16 protein-coding genes are annotated in these 18,879 nt (G+C 68.5%); 7 read left to right on the top strand and 9 right to left on the bottom strand.

Going from position 1 to position 18,879, the window contains the following annotated elements; all coding sequences use genetic code 11:
- Window positions 1-181: 181 nt before the first annotated feature.
- The 6 genes from E1261_RS30245 to E1261_RS30220 all read right to left on the bottom strand — a co-directional run bounded on the left by E1261_RS30245 (window position 182) and on the right by E1261_RS30220 (window position 8,373).
- Window positions 182-1,882 (bottom strand): ATP-binding cassette domain-containing protein, encoded by a 1,701-nt coding sequence (locus E1261_RS30245; protein WP_132412530.1) that lies wholly within the window; start codon window positions 1,880-1,882, stop codon window positions 182-184.
- Window positions 1,883-2,179: 297 nt separating this feature from the next.
- Window positions 2,180-3,493 carry a M16 family metallopeptidase gene (locus E1261_RS30240; protein WP_132412528.1) on the bottom strand — a complete coding sequence of 438 codons (1,314 nt, stop codon included), beginning with the start codon at window positions 3,491-3,493 and terminating at the stop codon, window positions 2,180-2,182.
- Window positions 3,490-5,706: a polyribonucleotide nucleotidyltransferase gene (locus E1261_RS30235; protein WP_132412534.1), complete on the bottom strand. Its 2,217-nt coding sequence runs from the start codon at window positions 5,704-5,706 to the stop codon at window positions 3,490-3,492. The genes E1261_RS30240 and E1261_RS30235 overlap by 4 nt, the downstream gene beginning before the upstream one ends.
- Before the next feature lie 278 nt (window positions 5,707-5,984).
- Entirely contained in the window at window positions 5,985-6,257 is a 273-nt protein-coding gene (rpsO, locus tag E1261_RS30230; RefSeq protein ID WP_132412526.1) for a 30S ribosomal protein S15, read from the bottom strand.
- Between the two features lie 115 nt (window positions 6,258-6,372).
- A complete protein-coding gene (locus tag E1261_RS30225; RefSeq protein WP_132412524.1) occupies window positions 6,373-7,335 on the bottom strand; it encodes a bifunctional riboflavin kinase/FAD synthetase in 963 nt (320 codons plus the stop codon).
- 48 nt (window positions 7,336-7,383) lie between these two features.
- Window positions 7,384-8,373, bottom strand: a complete 990-nt coding sequence (locus E1261_RS30220) for a glycoside hydrolase family protein (RefSeq protein WP_132412522.1) — start codon at window positions 8,371-8,373, stop codon at window positions 7,384-7,386.
- Between the two features lie 186 nt (window positions 8,374-8,559).
- On the opposite strand from E1261_RS30220, the gene E1261_RS30215 reads away from it, so the two are divergent.
- The 6 genes from E1261_RS30215 (at window position 8,560) to E1261_RS30190 (ending at window position 16,192) form a co-directional block, all read left to right on the top strand.
- Window positions 8,560-9,564: a LacI family DNA-binding transcriptional regulator gene (locus tag E1261_RS30215; RefSeq protein ID WP_202875162.1), complete on the top strand. Its 1,005-nt coding sequence runs from the start codon at window positions 8,560-8,562 to the stop codon at window positions 9,562-9,564.
- Complete coding sequence (locus E1261_RS30210) at window positions 9,561-11,183, top strand: FAD-dependent oxidoreductase (protein ID WP_132412520.1); 1,623 nt, start codon at window positions 9,561-9,563, stop codon at window positions 11,181-11,183. The genes E1261_RS30215 and E1261_RS30210 overlap by 4 nt, the downstream gene beginning before the upstream one ends.
- 31 nt (window positions 11,184-11,214) lie before the next feature.
- A complete protein-coding gene (locus tag E1261_RS30205; protein ID WP_132412518.1) occupies window positions 11,215-13,338 on the top strand; it encodes a hydantoinase/oxoprolinase family protein in 2,124 nt (707 codons plus the stop codon).
- Window positions 13,335-13,847 (top strand): hypothetical protein, encoded by a 513-nt coding sequence (locus E1261_RS30200; protein ID WP_132412516.1) that lies wholly within the window; start codon window positions 13,335-13,337, stop codon window positions 13,845-13,847. The genes E1261_RS30205 and E1261_RS30200 overlap by 4 nt, the downstream gene beginning before the upstream one ends.
- A gap of 2 nt (window positions 13,848-13,849) precedes the next feature.
- Complete coding sequence (locus tag E1261_RS30195) at window positions 13,850-15,121, top strand: transporter (protein WP_132412514.1); 1,272 nt, start codon at window positions 13,850-13,852, stop codon at window positions 15,119-15,121.
- A gap of 75 nt (window positions 15,122-15,196) precedes the next feature.
- Window positions 15,197-16,192 carry an SGNH/GDSL hydrolase family protein gene (locus E1261_RS30190; RefSeq protein WP_132412512.1) on the top strand — a complete coding sequence of 332 codons (996 nt, stop codon included), beginning with the start codon at window positions 15,197-15,199 and terminating at the stop codon, window positions 16,190-16,192.
- Window positions 16,193-16,299: 107 nt separating this feature from the next.
- On the opposite strand, the gene E1261_RS30185 is transcribed toward E1261_RS30190, so the two are convergent.
- From E1261_RS30185 to E1261_RS30175, 3 genes are read right to left on the bottom strand one after another with little or no spacing between them, the layout of a single operon-like run.
- Window positions 16,300-17,181 carry an NAD-dependent protein deacetylase gene (locus E1261_RS30185; protein ID WP_132412510.1) on the bottom strand — a complete coding sequence of 294 codons (882 nt, stop codon included), beginning with the start codon at window positions 17,179-17,181 and terminating at the stop codon, window positions 16,300-16,302.
- Window positions 17,182-17,194: 13 nt separating this feature from the next.
- Window positions 17,195-17,761 carry a transcriptional regulator gene (locus tag E1261_RS30180; protein ID WP_132412508.1) on the bottom strand — a complete coding sequence of 189 codons (567 nt, stop codon included), beginning with the start codon at window positions 17,759-17,761 and terminating at the stop codon, window positions 17,195-17,197.
- The gene (locus E1261_RS30175; protein WP_238176524.1) at window positions 17,758-18,123 is read right to left on the bottom strand and encodes a death domain-containing protein; all 366 of its coding nucleotides are present in this window, start codon (window positions 18,121-18,123) and stop codon (window positions 17,758-17,760) included. Before E1261_RS30175 ends, E1261_RS30180 begins: the two co-directional genes overlap by 4 nt.
- A gap of 58 nt (window positions 18,124-18,181) precedes the next feature.
- On the opposite strand from E1261_RS30175, the gene E1261_RS30170 reads away from it, so the two are divergent.
- Window positions 18,182-18,879: PEP/pyruvate-binding domain-containing protein (locus tag E1261_RS30170; RefSeq protein ID WP_272948617.1), on the top strand; the 698-nt coding region annotated here is incomplete at its 3' end.

Below are 18,879 nucleotides of genomic sequence, written 5' to 3'. Positions count from 1 at the left end.
ACCCTAATCGCCCCCACGCCCAAAGTCATCAGATGTCATAGCCGATTCCCGACAAATCCGCTTGTACGCACAAACGCGCAGCCCCCGCCCCCGCCAACCGCTCTGCCTTTGTGGAGTCTGACTGCCACGGAGCGACCGCGAGACTCCACAAAGCCGCGGGATCGGGGGCGCTTCGGGTGGCTCAGGTCTGTTGGGCGGTGAAGAGGGTGGCGAAGCGGCCGTCGGGGTGGGCGATCAGTTGCTGGTAGGTGCCTTGCTGGACCACCGAGCCGGCGTCGATGACGTAGATGCGGTCCATCTCGGTGAGGGTGGAGGCTCGGTGCGAGACGACGATCGTGATGCGGTCGGCCTTGGTACGGCGGAGGTCCGCGAAGATCGCGCGCTCCGCTTCGGCGTCGATGGCGGAGGTCGGCTCGTCCAGGATCCAGACCCCGGCGTTCCGGAGCTGGATCCGGGCGAGCGCCACCCGCTGCCACTGACCGCCCGAGATGCCGGTGCCACCCCACTGCTGGCCGAGCTGAGTATCGAGCGGAAGGTCGGCGGCAAACGTTCCAGCGAGGGCCGCGCGTACGGCGTCATCCGGCACCGGCTGCGGTGAGCCGAGCGCGACGGCATCCCGCAGCGTGAACTCGAACCGCCCGAACTCCTGCACCAGCAACCCGAAATGCCCCAGCCGCTCGGCTTCGGTCAACCGCGCCGCGTCCCGCCCGTCGATCAACACCTGACCGCAGTCAGGACGCAGGGCGCCGACCAGGAGGTTGACGACGGTCGACTTGCCCGCGCCGTTGACGCCGACCAGCGCGACCAGTTCGCCTCGACGGGCGGTGATGGTCGCAGCGCGCAGCGCCGCCGTACCGGCTCCGGGGTAGCGGAAGGTAACGTTGCTGAGGGCAACGGATTCGACGACAGGTACGACGGTCTGCCGCTCCGCGGGTGGGACGCTGCGGACGAAACGCCGGTACGTCGCCGCGCGGGGTGCCGCCGTGACGATGAGCCCGAACGCGTAGCCACACAAGCGGATCGCGTTCAGGCCGGAGATGGTTCCGGCGACTGCAGCGGCGGCCGCTCCCCCGCTGGCACCACCGACGACCAGCGCCACCAGGGCAGCGCCGAACAGCAACACGGTGGCGAGGGTTGCCGCGAGTTCGAAGGTCATCGCCGTACGGATCATCCGGTCCATCACCCGAGTCGCGACAGCGCGGTAGGTGATCGCAAGGGTGGCGACCTTGGCGCCGGAGCCGAGGACGGCCAGTTCGGTGCCGGAGCGTTGCTGAAGGAGGTGTTCGGTCGCGTACATCGCTCGCCGGTCGTTCGCCGCGACTTCCGGCCACCGGCGAGCCTCCATCCGGGCGACGGCAGTAAACGCGAGCACGGTCGGAACCAGCGCGACCAGCACGAGTACGCCGGACAGCGGATTGATCGACCCGATGGCGGCGCAGAGGACGCCCGCGGTCACCGCGGCCCCCAGCACCTGCACCGGCTGGTTCGCGACGGTACTCATTGGATCGATCGCGGCCTGACTGGCCTCCAGCTCCGTGACCACCTCAGGATCGGCGAGCCTGCTCGGGCTGAGCCGGGCTGACGTGTGCAGGAGGTCCGAGCGATAGTGCAGCTTGAGGCGCAACATCAGCCGATGACCGGCATCCCGCGCCATCGCCCCCAGCGGGTACATCGACCCGACGACGGCGGTCAGCGTGATCAGCAACCCCCACGGCCGCTCACCGGCGGTGAGCCGATCGACCAGTTGGCCGATCAGCACGACTTGCGCGCCAGGCAGCGCAGCCTGAGCCAGCACCAGCAACGAGCACAAGGTGAGCAAGCCAGGTGAGACCCGGGCGGCGTCGACCAGAGAGTCGCGGGCAGTACGGAACGCTTCGAGCATGGTGATCCTCGCAGATGACAGGCCGGAGCCGCGCTGCGGAAACAGCGCGGGAACCGTCGGCCGTCAAGTGCATATGATCGCGTTCAGAGTGCGATCCAGCGGCAGATCACGTGTGACGTGCGGTCGAGATTACAACCCAAAAGCCCTGGTGTCTTCCTTGGAGAGGTCACCGGCGTACCGAAGAACGGGTAGTGGTCGACGGGATCGGCGGGATCGCAGCCTGCCACCGCTGCCGCTTCCCGCCCAGGAGGGACCACTACCCGTCGGTCGGTACACCGGCCAGCGCGGACCGCCAGATCACAGCGCGAAGGCTGAGGTGTCTTCCTTGAAGGGGCCCATGACTGTGAGGGCTGGGGTGCCGGCGTAGAGCTCGGCGGCTAGGGCGGTGACGTCGTCGAGGGTGACGGCGTCGATGTGGTGGAGGATCTGGTCGACGGTGGGGAGCTCGCCGTAGACGAGTTCGGACTTGGCGATCCGGGTCATCTTGGCGCCGGTGTCTTCGAGGCCCATCACGACTGAGCCACGCATCTGGCCTTTGCCGCGGAGCAGCTCGTCGGGCGTGATGGTGCCCGACGCGATCGACTCCAGCTCGGCGCGGACGACGTTTAGGACCTCGGGGGCCTTCTTCGGCGAACATCCGGCGTACACGCCGACCATGCCGGCATCTGAATACGCCGAGCCGAAGGTGAAGACCGAGTAGGCCAGGCCACGCTTCTCGCGGACCTCCTGGAACAGCCGGGACGACATGCCGCCGCCGACGATCCCGTGCAGGACACCGGCGACGTACCGGCGCGGGTCGTTGCGGACCAGTCCCGGCATGCCGAACACGAGGTGCGCCTGCTCGACGTCGCGGTGGTGCACCTGGGTCCCGCCGTACGTCGGGATGCGCAGGCCGGAGTCTGTCCGGACCGGGGACGGGTCGGCGTCGGCGCTGACCCAGTGGCGCTCGAACGCCTTGCTGACCAGGCGAACGACCTCTTCGTGGTCGACGTTGCCGGCGACCGAGACGACGATGTTGGCGGGGAGGTAGCGGTCGCGGTACCAGCCGACGACCTGGTCCCGGGTCAGCGCGGCCACCGATTCCGGCGTACCGGTGATCGAGCGGCCGAGCGGGGACGTGCCCCACAGTTGCTCGGCGAACAGGTCGTGGATGTGGTCCGACGTCTCGTCGGCGTGCATCGCGATCTCTTCGTCGATGACGTCGCGTTCACTCTCGACGTCCGCGTCGGTGAGCGTGGCCGAGGTGATCATGTCGCAGATGACGTCGACCGCGAGCGGCAGATCGGAGTCGAGCACCCGCGCGTAGTAGCAGGTGTACTCCTTGCCGGTGAACGCGTTCATCTCGCCACCGACGGCGTCGATCTCGGCCGAGATCTCCAGCGCGTCGCGGCGCTCGGTGCCCTTGAACAGCAGGTGTTCGAGGAAGTGCGTCGCGCCGTTGAACTGCTCCGGCTCGTCGCGGGAGCCGACGCCGACCCACACCCCGAAGGTCACCGAGCGGAAGCCCGGTGCGGACTGGGACAGCACACGAAGCCCGGAGGGCAGAACGGTCCGGGTAACCGGACCGCCCGCCTCCGGGCTCAGCAGAGTGCTGGTGATGGATCTACTCACTCGGCGGAGTCAGCAACCTTCTCTTCAGCCTTGTCTTCACCCTCGACGACCGGGATCAGCGAGAGCTTGCCACGGTCGTCGATCTCGGCGATCTCGACCTGCAGCTTCTGACCGACCGAGAGAACGTCCTCGACGGCCTCGACGCGCTTGCCACCGGCCAGGCCACGCAGCTTGCTGATGTGCAGCAGGCCGTCCTTGCCCGGGAGCAGGCTGATGAACGCACCGAAGTTGGTCGTCTTCACGACCGTGCCCAGGTAGCGCTCACCCTTCTCCGGCATCGTCGGGTTCGCGATCGCGTTGATCATCGCGCGCGCGGCGTCGGCCGACGGGCCGTCCGTCGCACCGATGTAGACGGTGCCGTCGTCCTCGATGGAGATGTCGGCGCCGGTCTCGTCGGTGATCTGGTTGATCATCTTGCCCTTCGGGCCGATGACCTCTCCGATCTTGTCCACGGGGACCTTGACCGAGATGACCCGCGGCGCGAACTCGCTCATCTCACCCGGTGCGTCGATGGCCTTGGCCATCACGTCCAGGATCGTCAGGCGGGCTTCCTTGGCCTGGGTCAGCGCACCGGCGAGCACGCTGGCCGGGATGCCGTCGAGCTTCGTGTCCAGCTGGAGGGCCGTGACGAAGTCCTTGGTGCCGGCGACCTTGAAGTCCATGTCGCCGAACGCGTCCTCGGCGCCGAGGATGTCGGTCAGCGCGACGTACTCGAGCTTGCCGTCGACCTCACCGGAGATGAGGCCCATCGCGATACCGGCGACGGGGGCCTTCAGCGGCACACCGGCGTTCAGCAGCGACAGGGTCGAGGCGCAGACCGAGCCCATCGAGGTGGAGCCGTTCGACCCGAGGGCCTCGGACACCTGACGCAGCGCGTACGGGAAGTCCTCCCGCGACGGCAGCACGGGCACCAGGGCCCGCTCGGCCAGCGCGCCGTGACCGATCTCGCGGCGCTTCGGCGAACCGACCCGGCCGGTCTCACCGGTCGAGTACGGCGGGAAGTTGTAGTTGTGCATGTAGCGCTTGCGCGTCTCCGGGGAGAGCGTGTCGAGCTGCTGCTCCATCCGGAGCATGTTCAGCGTGGTGACACCCATGATCTGGGTCTCGCCGCGCTCGAAGATGGCCGAACCGTGAACCCGCGGCAGGACGCCGATCTGCGCCTTCAGCGGGCGGATGTCGGCCAGCCCGCGGCCGTCCATCCGGACCTTGTCGGTCAGGACGCGGTTGCGGACGAGCTTCTTGGTCAGCGAGCGGAAGGCTGCGGACAGCTCCTTCTCGCGGCCCTCGAAGGACTCGGCCAGCTTGCCGACGACGGCGGCCTTGACGGCCTCGGTGGCGTCCTCGCGGTCGTGCTTGCCGGTGATCGCCAGCGCCTCGGTGAGCTCGGCGGTGGCGGCCTTCTCGACCGCGGCGAACGCGTCGTCCAGGTAGTCCGGGAAGACCGGGAACTCACCGGTCGGCTTGGACGCCTTGGCGGCCAGCTCGGCCTGCGCGTCGACCAGGGTCTTGATGAAGCCCTTGGCGGCCTCCAGGCCCTCGGCGACGACCTCTTCGGTCGGCGCCGTCTTGCCGGCGGCGACGGCGTCGAAGGTGCCCGGGGTGGACTCGGCCTCGACCATCATGATCGCGACGTCACCGGCGTCGGTGACGCGACCCGCGACCACCATGTCGAAGACGGCGTCCTCGAGCTCGCTGTGGGTCGGGAACGCGACCCACTGGTTGCCGATCAGGGCGACGCGGGTGGCGCCGATCGGGCCCGAGAACGGCAGCCCGGCGATCTGGGTGGACATCGACGCCGCGTTGATCGCGAGCACGTCGTACAGCTTGTCCGGGTTCAGCGCCAGGACCGTGATGACGACCTGGATCTCGTTCCGCAGGCCGGAGACGAACGACGGCCGCAGCGGGCGGTCGATCAGCCGGCAGGTCAGGATGGCCTCTTCCGAGGGCCGCCCTTCACGACGGAAGAACGAGCCGGGGATCCGGCCCGCGGCGTACATCCGCTCCTCGACGTCGACCGTCAGCGGGAAGAAGTCGAACTGGTCCTTCGGCTTCTTGGAGGCCGTGGTGGCCGAGAGCACCATCGTGTCGCCGTCGAGGTAGGCGGCGGCGGAGCCGGCGGCCTGCTGGGCCAGACGGCCCGTCTCGAAGCGGATGGTGCGGGTACCGAAACTGCCGTTGTCGACAACGGCCTCAGAAAACTGTGCGCCGTCCATCGGCGCGTTGGTGGATCCCGACACGGGATACCCCTCTCTCCTACAGTGTTGACGACTGCGGAGCGCGAGCTATCGGGGTGCCGGTCTTCGATCGAGGCCCGCGGATTCCTGCCCAAAGAAAAATGAACAGCAAGTTCCGAAGGTCACTACCGAGGACCGGTCGTCCTCCCGCCACGCGCTGCGCGTCGCCTCGTCGTATTCAGTTGTGATCCACGCCCACCCTGGGCGTGGATACGCGAGGAGCGGCCACCCAACCTCGGCGGCCGCTCCTCACGACGTCATCGGCGAAGGCCGAGCCGCTCGATCAGCGAGCGGTAACGGCTGATGTCCTTCTTCGCCAGGTAGTTCAGCAGCCGGCGGCGCTGACCGACGAGCAGCAGCAGGCCACGACGGCTGTGGTGGTCGTGCTTGTGCTCCTTCAGGTGCTCCGTCAGGTGCGAAATGCGGTGCGTCAGCAGCGCAACCTGGACCTCGGGGGAGCCGGTGTCGCCCTCGGTCAGGGCGTACTCGCCCATGATCTTCTTCTTCGTTGCAGCATCAACAGCCGACACAGAAGTTCCTCTCGATTTCCGTTGCGCGGCGCACCGGGGCTTCGTCACCCGAGCACTCTCGATCCGCGGCCGTCAGACGGCAGCGGCCAGAGTATCAGTCCGTGGACGCGGCACGTTAATTCTGGGTGAGAATCCCGCGTGCCCCGTCGACATCCGCCTTCATCTGAACCAGCAGGTCATCGATGGTTTCGAACCTGATCTGACTCCCCCGCAGCCGCGCCACGAAGTCGATCGCGACCCGGGCGCCGTACAGCTCCAGGTCGTCGCGATCCAGCACATACGACTCTACCCGCCGATCCACGCCGTCGAAGGTCGGGTTGCTACCGACGCTGATCGCCGCGGGCATGGGCTCTTCGTACGCCGGAGCCCCCTCAGCCGGGGTCAGGACAGTCAGCCAACCGGCGTACACACCATCCAGCGGTACGGCGGCGATCGGATCAGCCGGGATGTTCGCCGTCGGGTACCCCAGCTCGCGTCCGCGCTTGTCGCCCTCGATCACCACCCCGGTGACCCGCAGCGGGCGCCCGAGCGCCTCGGCCGCAGCCTCCACGTCACCCTCAGCCAACCGCTGCCGCACGTACGTCGACGACCACGGCTGAGCATCGCCCGCCAGGCTCAGGCCCTCGACCTGAAACCCGTACGTCGTACCGGCCGCGACCAGCGTGTCGACGTGCCCGGCGGCCTTGTGGCCGAAGCGGAAGTTCTCCCCGACCACGATCGCCTTGGCGTGCAGCGTGCCGACCAGCACCCGCTCGATGAACTCCTCCGGCGACCAGCTCGCCACGTCCTTGTCGAACGGCAGGATCAGTACGGCGTCGGCGCCGTGCCGGCCGAGCAGTTCAGCCCGTTGACCGGGCTCGCTGAGCATCAGCGGCGCGTGGTCCGGCCGCAGCACCCGCATCGGGTGCGGGTCGAAGGTGAGCGCGACCACCGGCAGGCCACCAAGCTCGGCAGCCCGCGTCTTGGCATGCGCAAGCACCTCCTGGTGTCCCCGGTGCACCCCGTCGAAGTTGCCGATGGTGACGACCGACGGGCCGAACTCCGCACCCACCTCGTCCAAACCGTGCCAGACCTGCATAACACCAGGATTCCATGGCTGGCACTCCCCCAACGCACCGACCCACTATCAGATGGCGCGGGCGATCGCGATGGCTCCGTCCAGCCGCTCCCCCGCCTCGTAGAACATGTATTCCTTACCGTCCATGGTGCCGAAGGACGCGGCGGCACAGCGGCCGTTGTCCGGGGCCCCGGCCAGCGGATTGTGGAACACGCCGAGATGGTTGCGCTTGGTGAAGTCGTTGCCCACCTCGGTGATCAGCATCCGTCCGCCGGACGCCTTGTCCTGGTGATAGATCACGTACGTCGAGTTGTTGCGGTGCACGACAGTGGGCGCGCCGATGTTCTGCGAGCCGACCTCCTCCGGACGGATCAGCGAATTCGGCGAGAACACCCAGGTCCGCCCGTCGACCGAACGACCCCAGCCGATCGATCGACGGTTCGCGGTCGTGTTGATCATGAAGACCATCACGTACTTCGACCCCTTGGCCGGCAGTTCGTGCTCGAAGACCCGCGCGTACGACGTCTCCGTCGTACCGGAAGGCATCATCGAGGTCGACAGCACCACCTTGTCGTAGGTGAAGTGGATGCCGTCCTTCGAGCGCGCAAGCCGGGTCGTGGTGTTCTCGCCATGGAAGTACAGCCACATCTCCTGCGCCGACTCGTTCCAGAGCACGTGCGGCGACGACACGTGGCTGACGTTGTAGTGCGGGCTCCAGGTGCGCGCCACGATCGGATTGTTCGGGTACTCGATGAAGGGCCCCTCGAGACTGTTGCTGTAGCTCAGGCAGATGCCACCAGGTGCATCGTGCGGCGCGTAGTACAGGTAATAGCGGCCGAGCGGGTTCGCGATCCGCCCGATCGTTCCCCGGATGCACGGAAAGATCACCTCTTTACGCGCCGGCTCGTAGCTGAGCTTGGACTTGTCGAACGCGGTCCGGACATACCGGTACGTCGGAAATCCAGCAGGCGCGGCGTTCGCGGGACTGGCGCTGAGCAGGGGCAGCGCGGCCAGGCCGGCGGTTCCGCGGAGCACGGTACGGCGGGAAAGCTGCGTCATACGACCACATCCTCGGGGGCGGGGTTGGTTTCTCGACTGTGATCGCGGCTCAGCGATGCCGTCAAGACGCTAATACGTATTAGTCGCCTCTCTCAGCGATTAATGCTCCAAACAAGGAAGTCTTGACTTCACCGGAAATCCCCTTGATGCTCGGCTAAAGCGCATTAGCCAGTGATGAGGGACGAGATGACGACAGAACGCCGGATGCCGCGGCAGGCGGATATCGCCCGGATCGCGGGGGTCTCCCAGGCCGCCGTCTCGGTCGTGCTCGGGGGTAAGCAGACGGTCCGGATGGCCGAGTCGACCCGGTTGCGGATCCTGGAGGTCGCCGAGGACCTCGGCTACGTCCCGCATCCGGTCGCCAAGCGGCTAGCGCACTCACGGTCGAACCTGCTGGGTCTGTACACCTTCCGCACCGCGTTCCCGACGAACGAGGCGGACATCTACCACCCGATCCTGTCCGGGGTGGAGGCCGAGGCCGCCTCACTCGGTCAGGACCTCATCCTGTTCACCGGCACGAGCGGTCCGGAGGCCCGGCAGGAGGCGGCGATCCGCCGTACCCGGATGGCCGACGGCTGTCTGTTCTTCGGCCGCGAGGTGCCCGAGGCGCCGGTGGCCAGACTGGTCGATGCGGGCTTCCCGCTGGTCTACATCGGCCGGCGGCCGGAGCTGGGCGGCCGGATTCCCTACGTGGGCGCTGACTACGTCGCCGCCTCGGCAGAGGTGCTGGAGCGGCTGATCGGCCTCGGCCACCGCAAGATCCGGTACGTGCGAGAGCCCGACGAAGCCCCGTCGTCGGAAGACCGCCTACTAGGCGTGCTGCAGGCCGCACCGGACACAGAGGTCGTCCGACTCGACGGACCGGCGTTACCGGTCGATGCAGTGCGCTCCTGGCTAGCCGACGGAGTCACCGCGCTGGTGGTCGAAGGCACCGACACCGGTACGGCGTACCGGGCCGTCCGGACCGCAGTCGACGCGGCCGGGCTCGCCGTACCGGATGACCTGTCGCTCGCGGTGCTGGGCGGACCGCCCGGGGTCAGCGGCTTCGAGGTGCCGATGCAGGAGATGGGGCGGCATGCGGTGCGGCTGCTCATCGAACTGATCACCGACCAGGCAACGACGCCGCAGCAACTGCTGTGGTGCCCACCAGTAGCCGGCCGCGAGGTCGGACCGCCTAGGAGTACTGAATGACTGAGCTCGACACCGAGATCCTCGTTGTCGGTGGCGGAGTCGGTGGCGTCGCAGCCGCCCTGGCCGCCGCGTCCGCCGGACACCGCGTCGTACTGACCGAGGAGACCGACTGGGTGGGTGGTCAGTTCACCGCCCAGGCCGTACCACCGGACGAGAACCCGTGGATCGAGCAGTTCGGGAGCACAGCGACGTACCGGACGTTTCGTGAGGGGGTGCGCGACTACTACCGCCGCCACTACCCGCTCCGTGCGGAGGCGGCCGCGCTGGCCGACCTCAATCCGGGAGCCGGCCGGGTCAGCAAGCTGTGCCACGAGCCTCGGGTCGCTCTCGCCGTACTGGAGGCGATGCTGGCACCACACCGCTCGGCTGGGCGCCTGACCGTGCTGCTGCAGCACCGGCCGGTCGCAGCCGACGTCAGCGGCGACCGCATCGACGCGGTGACGCTTGAGGGGCCCGACGGCACGCGCACCACGATCAGTGCGACGTACGTGCTGGACGCAACAGAGAACGGTGACCTGCTGCCGCTGACCGGCACCGAGTTCGCGGTCGGCGCCGAGGCACAGTCCGAGTACGGCGAGCCGCACGCGCCCGAGCGGGCGAATGCGGCGAACCTGCAGGGCATCACGTACTGCTTCGCGCTCTCGCACCACGCTGGGCAGGACCACACGATCGACCGGCCGCGGATGTACGGCTTCTGGCGGGACTACACGCCGGAGTTCTGGCCCGGTCCCCTGCTCGGCTTCCTAGCCCCGGACCCGCGGTCGCTGGAGCCGATGCCCCGGACCTTCGATCCCAACCCCGCCACGGATCCGCTGGCGATCAGCGCTGACCAGAGCGCCGACGCGGGTGACAAGGAGCTGTGGGGCTTCCGCCGGATCCTGGCCCGCAAGCTGCATCAGCCGGGCGCGTTCGACTCCGACATCACGCTGGTCAACTGGCCGCTCAACGACTACTGGCTGCGGCCTGCGCTCGAGATCGACGGCGTGACCACTGCTGCGGATGTGGCGCAGGCCCACGACGAGGCCAAGCAGCTGTCGCTGTCGCTCCTGTACTGGCTGCAGACCGAGGCGCCCCGGCTCGACGGCGGTACCGGCTTCCCGGGGCTGCGGCTGCGCCACGACGTGGTTGGTACGAACGACGGCCTCGCGAAGTCCGCTTATGTGCGGGAAGGGCGTCGGATCAAGGCGCTGACCACGATCGTCGAGCAGGACGTGTCGCTCGACATCCTCGGACCGACCGGCCGCAAACGGCGTGAGGATTCGGTCGGCGTCGGCAGCTACCGCCTCGACCTGCACCCCTCGACGGCGGGCGACAACTATGTCGACGTACCGAGTGTGCCGTTCGAACTTCCGCTGGGCGCCTTGCTGCCAAGGCGGATGCGGAACCTGCTGCCGGCCGGCAAGAACATCGGCACCACGCACATCACCAATGGTTGCCATCGGCTACATCCCGTCGAGTGGAACATCGGCGAGGTCGCCGGGCAGCTGGCCGGGTTCGCCCTGCGCGGCGGCACCGAGCCGCATCACGTGGGCGAGAGCCCCGCAGTCTTCGAAGAGTTCGCCCGGCTGCTCGATCGCGCCGGTGTCGAACGACGGTGGCCCGACGTACGGGGCTACTGACACTCCTTTACGCCCCCTGGAGGTGCGAGCCATGACGTTCCAGCCAGGTGCAGTGCGGGTCGGGATCGATGTCGGTGGCACGTTCACCGACGCGGTCGCCGTCGACGCACGCACGTTCGAACTGCTCGGCCAGGTCAAGGTGCCGACGAGTCACGACCATGACGACGGCGTCGCGCACGGCATCCTGGAGGCGCTCGAGAAGCTGCGCGCCGACCTGGGACTCAGCGCGGACGATGTCTCGTTCCTCGCACACGGCACCACCCAGGCAACCAACGCACTGCTGGAAGGCGATGTCGCGACGGTCGGCATCGCCGGTGTCGGTACCGGGTTCGACGCCTTCGCGACCAAGCGGCTGCGCTCCTTCGGCAAGATGGAGCTGGCGCCGGGACGCAAGCTGCCGATCAGATTCGTCGCCGTGCGAGACCCGGCGCGTGCGGGCGCGGCGGTCGACGAGCTCGTGCGCGCAGGCGCCGAGGTGGTCGTCGCGGTCGAGCCGTTCAGCGTCGACGATCCCGGTGGCGAAGATGCGGTCGCAGCTGCCGCCCGCGAGCGCGGTGTGCTCGCGGCAGCCACCCACGAGATCACCGGTCTCTACGGACTCACCAAACGAGCCCGTACGGCGGTTCTGAACGCGGGAATCATGCCCCGGATGGTTTCGACCGCGGATCTGGTCGAGAGCAGCGTCCGGCGAGCCGGCATCACGGCTGCCCTGATGGTCGTCCGTGGCGACGGCGGTGTAATGTCCCTGGCGGAGATGCGCCGCAGACCGTTGCTCACGGCACTGTCCGGGCCCGCAGCGGGCGTGGCGGGTGCGTTGATGGCGGAGCGGCTCAGTGAAGGCTTGTTCCTGGAGACCGGTGGCACGTCCACCGACATCAGCGTGGTCCGCCGTGGCCGAGTGCTGGTCCGGCACGCACACCTCGGCGGGCATGAGACGTACCTGCCTGCGCTCGACGTCCGCACCGTCGGCATCGGCGGCGGCTCGCTGATCAGGTACTCCGGCAAGGCGATCACCGACGTCGGCCCACGCAGTGCGCACATCGCCGGCCTGCCGTACGCCTGCTTCGCACCGGCCGCCGTCTGGTCCGGTGCGAAGCTGATCACTGTTTCGCCGCGGCCTGGTGACCCGGCGGACTATGTGGCGATCGAGACAGCGGACGGCACCCGCTACGCCCTCACACTGACCTGCGCTGCCAACGCGCTCGGAGTCGTCCCCGCAGACAGCTACGCCTATGCGAATCCGGACGCCGCCCAAGCAGCGATGCAGCCGCTCGCCACAGCCCTCGGCATGACCGTGCAGGCGGCGGCGCGCGCCGTACTGCGCCAGGCGGTGAAGCCGGTGCGCGCAGTGGTCGACCAGCTCGTCCAGGAGTACCGGCTCGATCACCCGACGCTGGTCGGCGGTGGCGGCGGCGCAGCAGCAGTCACACCGTTTCTAGGCGCCGAGACGGGCCATGACTGGCGGATCGCTGCGCATGCGGAGGTCATCAGCCCGCTCGGCGCCGCTCTGGCGTTGGTGCGGGAATCGGTCGAGCGCATCGTGCCGAACCCTTCCAACGCCGACATCCTGGCCACCCGTGCCCAGGCCGAGGCCGCCGTGGTCGCCCAGGGCGCCGACCCGGCCGGCGTCGAGGTGGATGTCACTGTCGACCCACAGCGCAACCTGGTCCGAGCGATCGCCACCGGCGCCACCGAGCTCCGCACGAAGGACCGCTCCGCCACCCTCGATGCGGTTGCAGTGCGCGCCGAGGTCGCACGCAGCATCGGTGTCGAGGCCTCCGACATCAGCGAGCTCGCGACCACCTCGCAGTACGGGGTGTTCGGCGCCACGAAGCGCCGCCGCTTCGGCCGGCCAGTCCTGCGTCTCCGGGTAGTCGACGGGGAAGGCGTGATTCGCCTGCACAGCAACGGCGCTGTGGTCGAAACAGTCGAGGCCGGTACGGCGTCCGCCCGGCTCGCCGTACTGGCGGATCAGCACACCCGGTACGGCGACGGTGGTGCGCGCGTCCCGGCGGTGTGGCTGTTGGTCGGCCCGAAGATCGCCGACCTGTCCGGAGTGCTCGACCGCGACCAGCTGATCGCCCTGGCCGGCGCCGAACTGAAGACCCGAGCAGACGACGAGCAGGTCGTCCTGATCCTGGAGGACCGCGGATGAACGACCTGGAGCTGGCAGTCGGCCTGCTGCGCGACACACCCACGCACGAGAACCGCACCGGCGAGCAACTGCGCTCCTGGGCTCAGACAGCACTCGAGTACGGCGACGAACTGGCCGAGGGCCCCGACGTTGAAACCATCCACGTCATCGAGCGCGAGGGCGGCGTACGGAAGGGTGAAGTGCTGCTGGCGGAACACCAGCGAGGCACGGTCATCGTGTACACGGATGCGTTGCGCCGTACCGAGGAGGTGGCGCGCTCACGCGGGTGGTCGGTCACCCGCGAGTCCTTGCGCCGGGCCGCCGTCGCACACGAGGTGGCGCACCACCGGCTCGACGTACGTGAGCTAAACCGGCGGCTCGGCCACACCGCGGCCCGACTCGGGCCGTTCCGGCTGCGCGGGCACGTGGCCGGTGCGGACGAGATCGCGGCCCACCGGTTCGCTCATCGTCGCAGTGGCTTGGCTGTCAGCCCGTTGCTGCTCACCGCCGCACTCGCGGGAAGGGACTGATCATGGGGATCGCGATCCTGATTCTGATGGCCATCGGGGTGGTGCTGATGCTGACTCGGATACTGCCGACCGCGTTCGCGCTAGCCCTGCTCGCGCTGGGCATTGCGGTGATCTCCGGTGCACCGCTGACCGGCGGGAAGGAGAGCATCCTGACCGGCGTGCTGCAGAACGGCGCCGTCACGCTCGCCGCGACGATGATCGCCGTACTGCTCGGATCCTGGCTCGGTAGCTTGCTCGACCAGACCGGCATCGGCGGCACGCTCGTCCGGAAGATCGTCGAGTTCGGTGGTGAGCGCCCGGCGGTGGTGGCGCTAGGCGTCTTCGCGGTGTCGATCCTGTGCGGAAGTATCACCGGATCGGCCCCTGCGGCGATGCTGGCCGGGGTCGTCGGTATCCCGGCAATGATCGCGGTCGGCCTGCGTCCGGTCGCCGCTGCGGGCACGGTTCTGATGGGGATCTCGGCCGGGTCTCCGCTGGAGTTGCCGGTGTGGCAGTTCATGTCCGACGCACTCGGCGCACCGGTCTCCGAGGTCCGAACGGTGATGATCAGGCTGTTCCCGATCGCGCTGGTGGTGGGGATCGCCTACGTCCTCGTGCAGACCCGTCGAGGTGCGCGGCACGCGTGGGCCGTGCAGCTGGATCGGCCGAAGGCACGCATCCGCCGCGGCGACGCCCCCTGGTACGCCCTGGCCACACCGCTCGTGCCGATCGTGCTCGCCCTCGGATTGACGGTTCCGATCGTGCCGTCGCTGCTCGCCGGTGTGATCTATGCGTTGCTGACCACGACTAAATGGGGTGACCTGAACGAGCGGGCGCTTCGCTCGCTGTACAAGGGATTCGAGGTCGCAGCGCCGCCGATCGCCTTGTTCGTGGCGATCGGGATGCTGCTCGCGGCCGTGAAGCTGCCGGGGGCCAAGACCGCGCTGACCCCGATCGTCTCGGCGATCAGCCCGGCCGCTCCGATCTGGTTCGTCGTGGTCTTCGCCGCGCTGGTGCCGCTGTGCCTGTTCCGCGGTCCGCTCAACGTGTTCGGTCTCGGCGCTGGAGTCGCGGGTGTGCTGGTCACCGGCGGCATCTACCCGATGACCGCCGTGGTCGGGCTGATGGCGTCGTACAACCAGGTCTTCGGCGTCTCCGACCCGACCAGCACCCAGACCGTGTGGGCGGCTCAGTACGCCGGTGTGCGGCCCGAGCGGTCGATGCTGTCGACGCTGCCGTTCACCTGGGTCGTCGGGCTGGGCGGGATGGTGCTCACCGCAGTTCTCTATCTCTGATCTTTGGTCACCCCTTGTAATCGGCCCGTCACTCAACTTACTGTGGGCCGCGTTGCCGAACCTTGGGGAGGTCCAGTGAAGTTTCACCGTGCCATCGCGGCGGTCACCGGGTTGCTGCTGACGACCGCGCTGACCGTCGCCCCGGCCACCGCCGGCGGGCCTCAGTACCGCGAATACGTTGCGCTCGGTGACTCCTACACGTCGGCGCCGTTCGTGCCGATCCCGGACCTGCTGTCGCTCGGGTGCGCCCGCTCGTACAGCAACTACCCGAAGCTGGTCGCGGGCGCGCTCGGCATCTACCACTTCACCGATGTCAGCTGCGGCGGCGCGGACACCACGCACATGCTGAACCCGCAGAGCACAGTCCTCGGTACGGCGCGGCCGCAGTTCGACGCGCTGACCCCGGAGACCGATCTCGTCACGCTCGGGATCGGCGGGAACGACTTCGGGGTGTTCGGCTCGATCATCGGCACCTGCCCGGGGCTGCGCGCCTCGGACCCGACCGGTGCTCCCTGCAAGGCGCACTTCACCGTCGACGGCGTCGACACGCTGAAGGCGAAGATCGCGCAGACCCAGACGCGGATCGCGACTGTTGTCCAGGGCATCAAACAACGGTCGCCGCAGGCAACGATCTTGCTGGTCGGCTATCCGAAGATAGCGCCCGAGCACGGCACCTGCCCGGACATCCTGCCGTTCGCCGACGGCGACTACAGCTACCTGTACTCGATCGAGCAGACCCTGAACGCCGCAGTGTCGAACGCGGCCGCCGCCACCGGAGCAACATACGTCGACACCTTCGGACCATCAACGGGGCACGACGCCTGCGCGCCGGACGGCGTGGCGTGGATCCAGGGCAAGGACCTCAACCTGCTCCGCGCGGCCAACTACCACCCGCGCTACGAGGGGCAGGCCGGAGTCGCCTCGCTGACCTTCAAGAAGCTGACCGGCAAGCCCGCCACCGTCACCGCCTCCGAGCAGGCAGCCTGGGCCGCGAAGGGGCGCGAGTTGACCAAGCAGGCTGCAACCTTCGACCGGGGCGGTGGGGCGGGGAAGGAATCAGTAGAGCCGTGAAGGCCGCCAATGACCGCGTACGGACCAGCGCGCAACGCTGACCCTTTCCAATCCGTACGCGACCCCGGGCCGGGCCACCTCACGCGTGGCTCGGCCCGGTGGTGTCTTCAGGGCAGCTGTGCGGTCAGTTCCGTGAGCGCCTGGCCGAGCGGCAGGTTGATGCGGTGCAGCGCATACGGGTCGCCGCGGGTAATGCCCTGGTTCACGATCAGAACCGGCGTACCGGCCTTGGCTGCGTGCCGGACGAAGCGGAAGCCGGACATGACGGTCAGGGACGAGCCCAGCACCAGTACGGCGTTGGCCGCGTCGATCAGGTTGTAGCAGCGCTCCACGCGGGACTTGGGCACGTTCTCGCCGAAGAACACCACGTCGGGTTTGAGCACGCCGTTGCAGACCGTGCAGGGGACGACCGTGAAGTGCTGGACGACCTCGTCCGGCAGGTCGACATCGCCGTCGGGGTTGATCCGGGTCGCCTCGGCCTCGAAGCCGGCGTTGGCCGCGCGCAGTCTGGTGTCGAGGGCTTCGCGGGCAGACGTCGTACCGCAGTCCAGGCAGATCACGCGGTCCAGGTTGCCGTGTAGCTCGATCACGTCTCGCGCCCCGGCGGCGCTGTGCAGGCCGTCGACGTTCTGGGTGATGACGCCGGTCAGGTAGCCCCGGGCTTGGAGGGCGGCGACAGCGCGGTGGCCGTCGTTCGGGTGAGCGCGGGCGATCGTCCGCCAGCCCAGATGGCTGCGGGCCCAGTAGCGCTGCCGACCGGCCTCACTGGTCGCGAAGTCGTCGTACGTCATCGGGGTGTGTGTCCGCAGGCTGCCGGTCTCGCCGCGGTAGTCGGGGATCCCCGACTCGGTGGACAGGCCGGCGCCACTGAGTACGACGACCTTCCGGCCGGCGACGATCTCGGCGAGCGGCCCGACCTCCGTCGTACCGGGCTCGAGCGCTAGAACGTCGGGGCCGGGAGCCCATTGCAGAGTCGGACGGGAACGCACCACTCCAGGGTACTTACCGGCGCACGCCGAGGGTGGCGATCAGGTCCTCGTGCAGCTCGAACCACACCCGGTGGCGCTCCTCAACCTCTCGAGCGCTCGAGTAGCGCGTGTCGTAGCCGGCGAAGCGATCCAGTACGGCGGTCAACCGCGCGACCAGCGGTGTGAGCTCCTGGCCGATCGCTGCGAGCTCGTCGAGGACGCGCTGGTCCCAGGTGGCATCGGTGTGGTCGTTGAAGGCCAGCGGGTCATCAGGGGTCGGTCTGAGCTGCCAGTTGGTGCAGGCGGCCTGCAGACGGCCGTTGAGCGGCAGGAAGTCGTCGTACGTCGCTTGGACGGTCGCCCGGTGCGGTCCGAGCTCAGCCGCGAGCTGGCGTTCGTTCTCGAGGCGACCAGGGTCGGTGAGCGACCAGCCGCCCAGACCGGCGAATTCACTCCAGCTGATCCAGCCATAGGCCTGGTAGTCGAGCAGCAGCTCCTTCGCCTGCGCCGGATCGAGGTTGAACCGTTCCGCGACCGCGGTGTCGTCGCCGACGCCGAGCAGGCGGACCGCGTGCAGGACGAGGAGGTCCGGCGTACTCACGACTGGTCCTGGCGTGCGGTGAGGCGGTCCAGGCGCTGCTGACACGCTTGGGGCGAGTTCAGCCCGAGGGCCCGGGCCATCTCGGCCCAGGTGATGCCGAGGCCGCGGGCGGCGAACATGAGGCCGGTCTCCAGCTGATCGATCTCCGCCCGCGCGGCAGGCAGGAGTTGCAGGGCGGCGATGGCGGCCTCGCGATTGTCGGTGTTCGACGCGAGGAAGAAGTGGATGAGGTCCACGGCGGACGGCGGTACCGGCGCTGGCTGCCACGGACGGCGGTCGAGCTGGTCGGCCCCGAGGTCCAGCAGCTCCTGCCGGGCGTCCGCCTCCCGCTGTGCCTGCGCGTGGTCGTCATTGCTTTGCATGCTCGAACAGTGGATCATCAACGAAATGTTGTCAACAAAACATTGAAGGAGCTGCTACGTGATCGGTCTTGCTGCGGCCGGTTCGGACGCCGGGTCGAAGGCTGCGACCCTCGGCCGGCTTCTACGTGCGGGCTTCCCGGTGCCGCCTGGGTTCGTCCTTCCGCCCGGCGCCGAGCTCTCGCCGGTTGAGGACCGGCTGTACGCCGTGCGCTCGTCCGCGTCGACCGAGGACACCGCTGACCGCTCTGCAGCCGGTGTGTACGACTCGTTCCTCGGTGTCAGCCTGGCGGAGCTGCCCGAGCGGATCGCCGCGACTCGGGCGTCGCTGTGGTCGCCGCGAGCGGCCGCGTACCGCCGTACCGACGCAGTGATGACGGTGCTGGTGCAGCAGCACGTCGACGCGGACGTCTCCGGCGTACTGTTCACCGGCTCGCCGACGCTCGTCGAAGCCTCCTGGGGACTCGGCGAGAGCGTGGTCGGCGGCCGCGTCACTCCCGACGCCTTCACCATCGTCAACGGCGAGGTCACCGAACGCCGCCTCGGCGACAAGACCACCCGAGTCGACCGCACCACGACCACCACGGTCTCCCCCACCGACCGCACCCGCTACTGCCTCACCGACCCCCAACTCCGCGAACTCTGGCAGCTAGGCCAAGCCGTCGAACACCACCTGGGCGCACCTCAAGACCTCGAATTCGCCTTCGAACGCGACCACCTCTGGCTCCTCCAGGCCCGCCCCATCACCGTCCCCCTCCG

The organism is Kribbella albertanoniae, assembly GCF_004348455.1.
GTDB classification, from domain to species: domain Bacteria; phylum Actinomycetota; class Actinomycetes; order Propionibacteriales; family Kribbellaceae; genus Kribbella; species Kribbella albertanoniae.
This window is presented reverse-complemented; position numbering and strand designations above follow the sequence as displayed.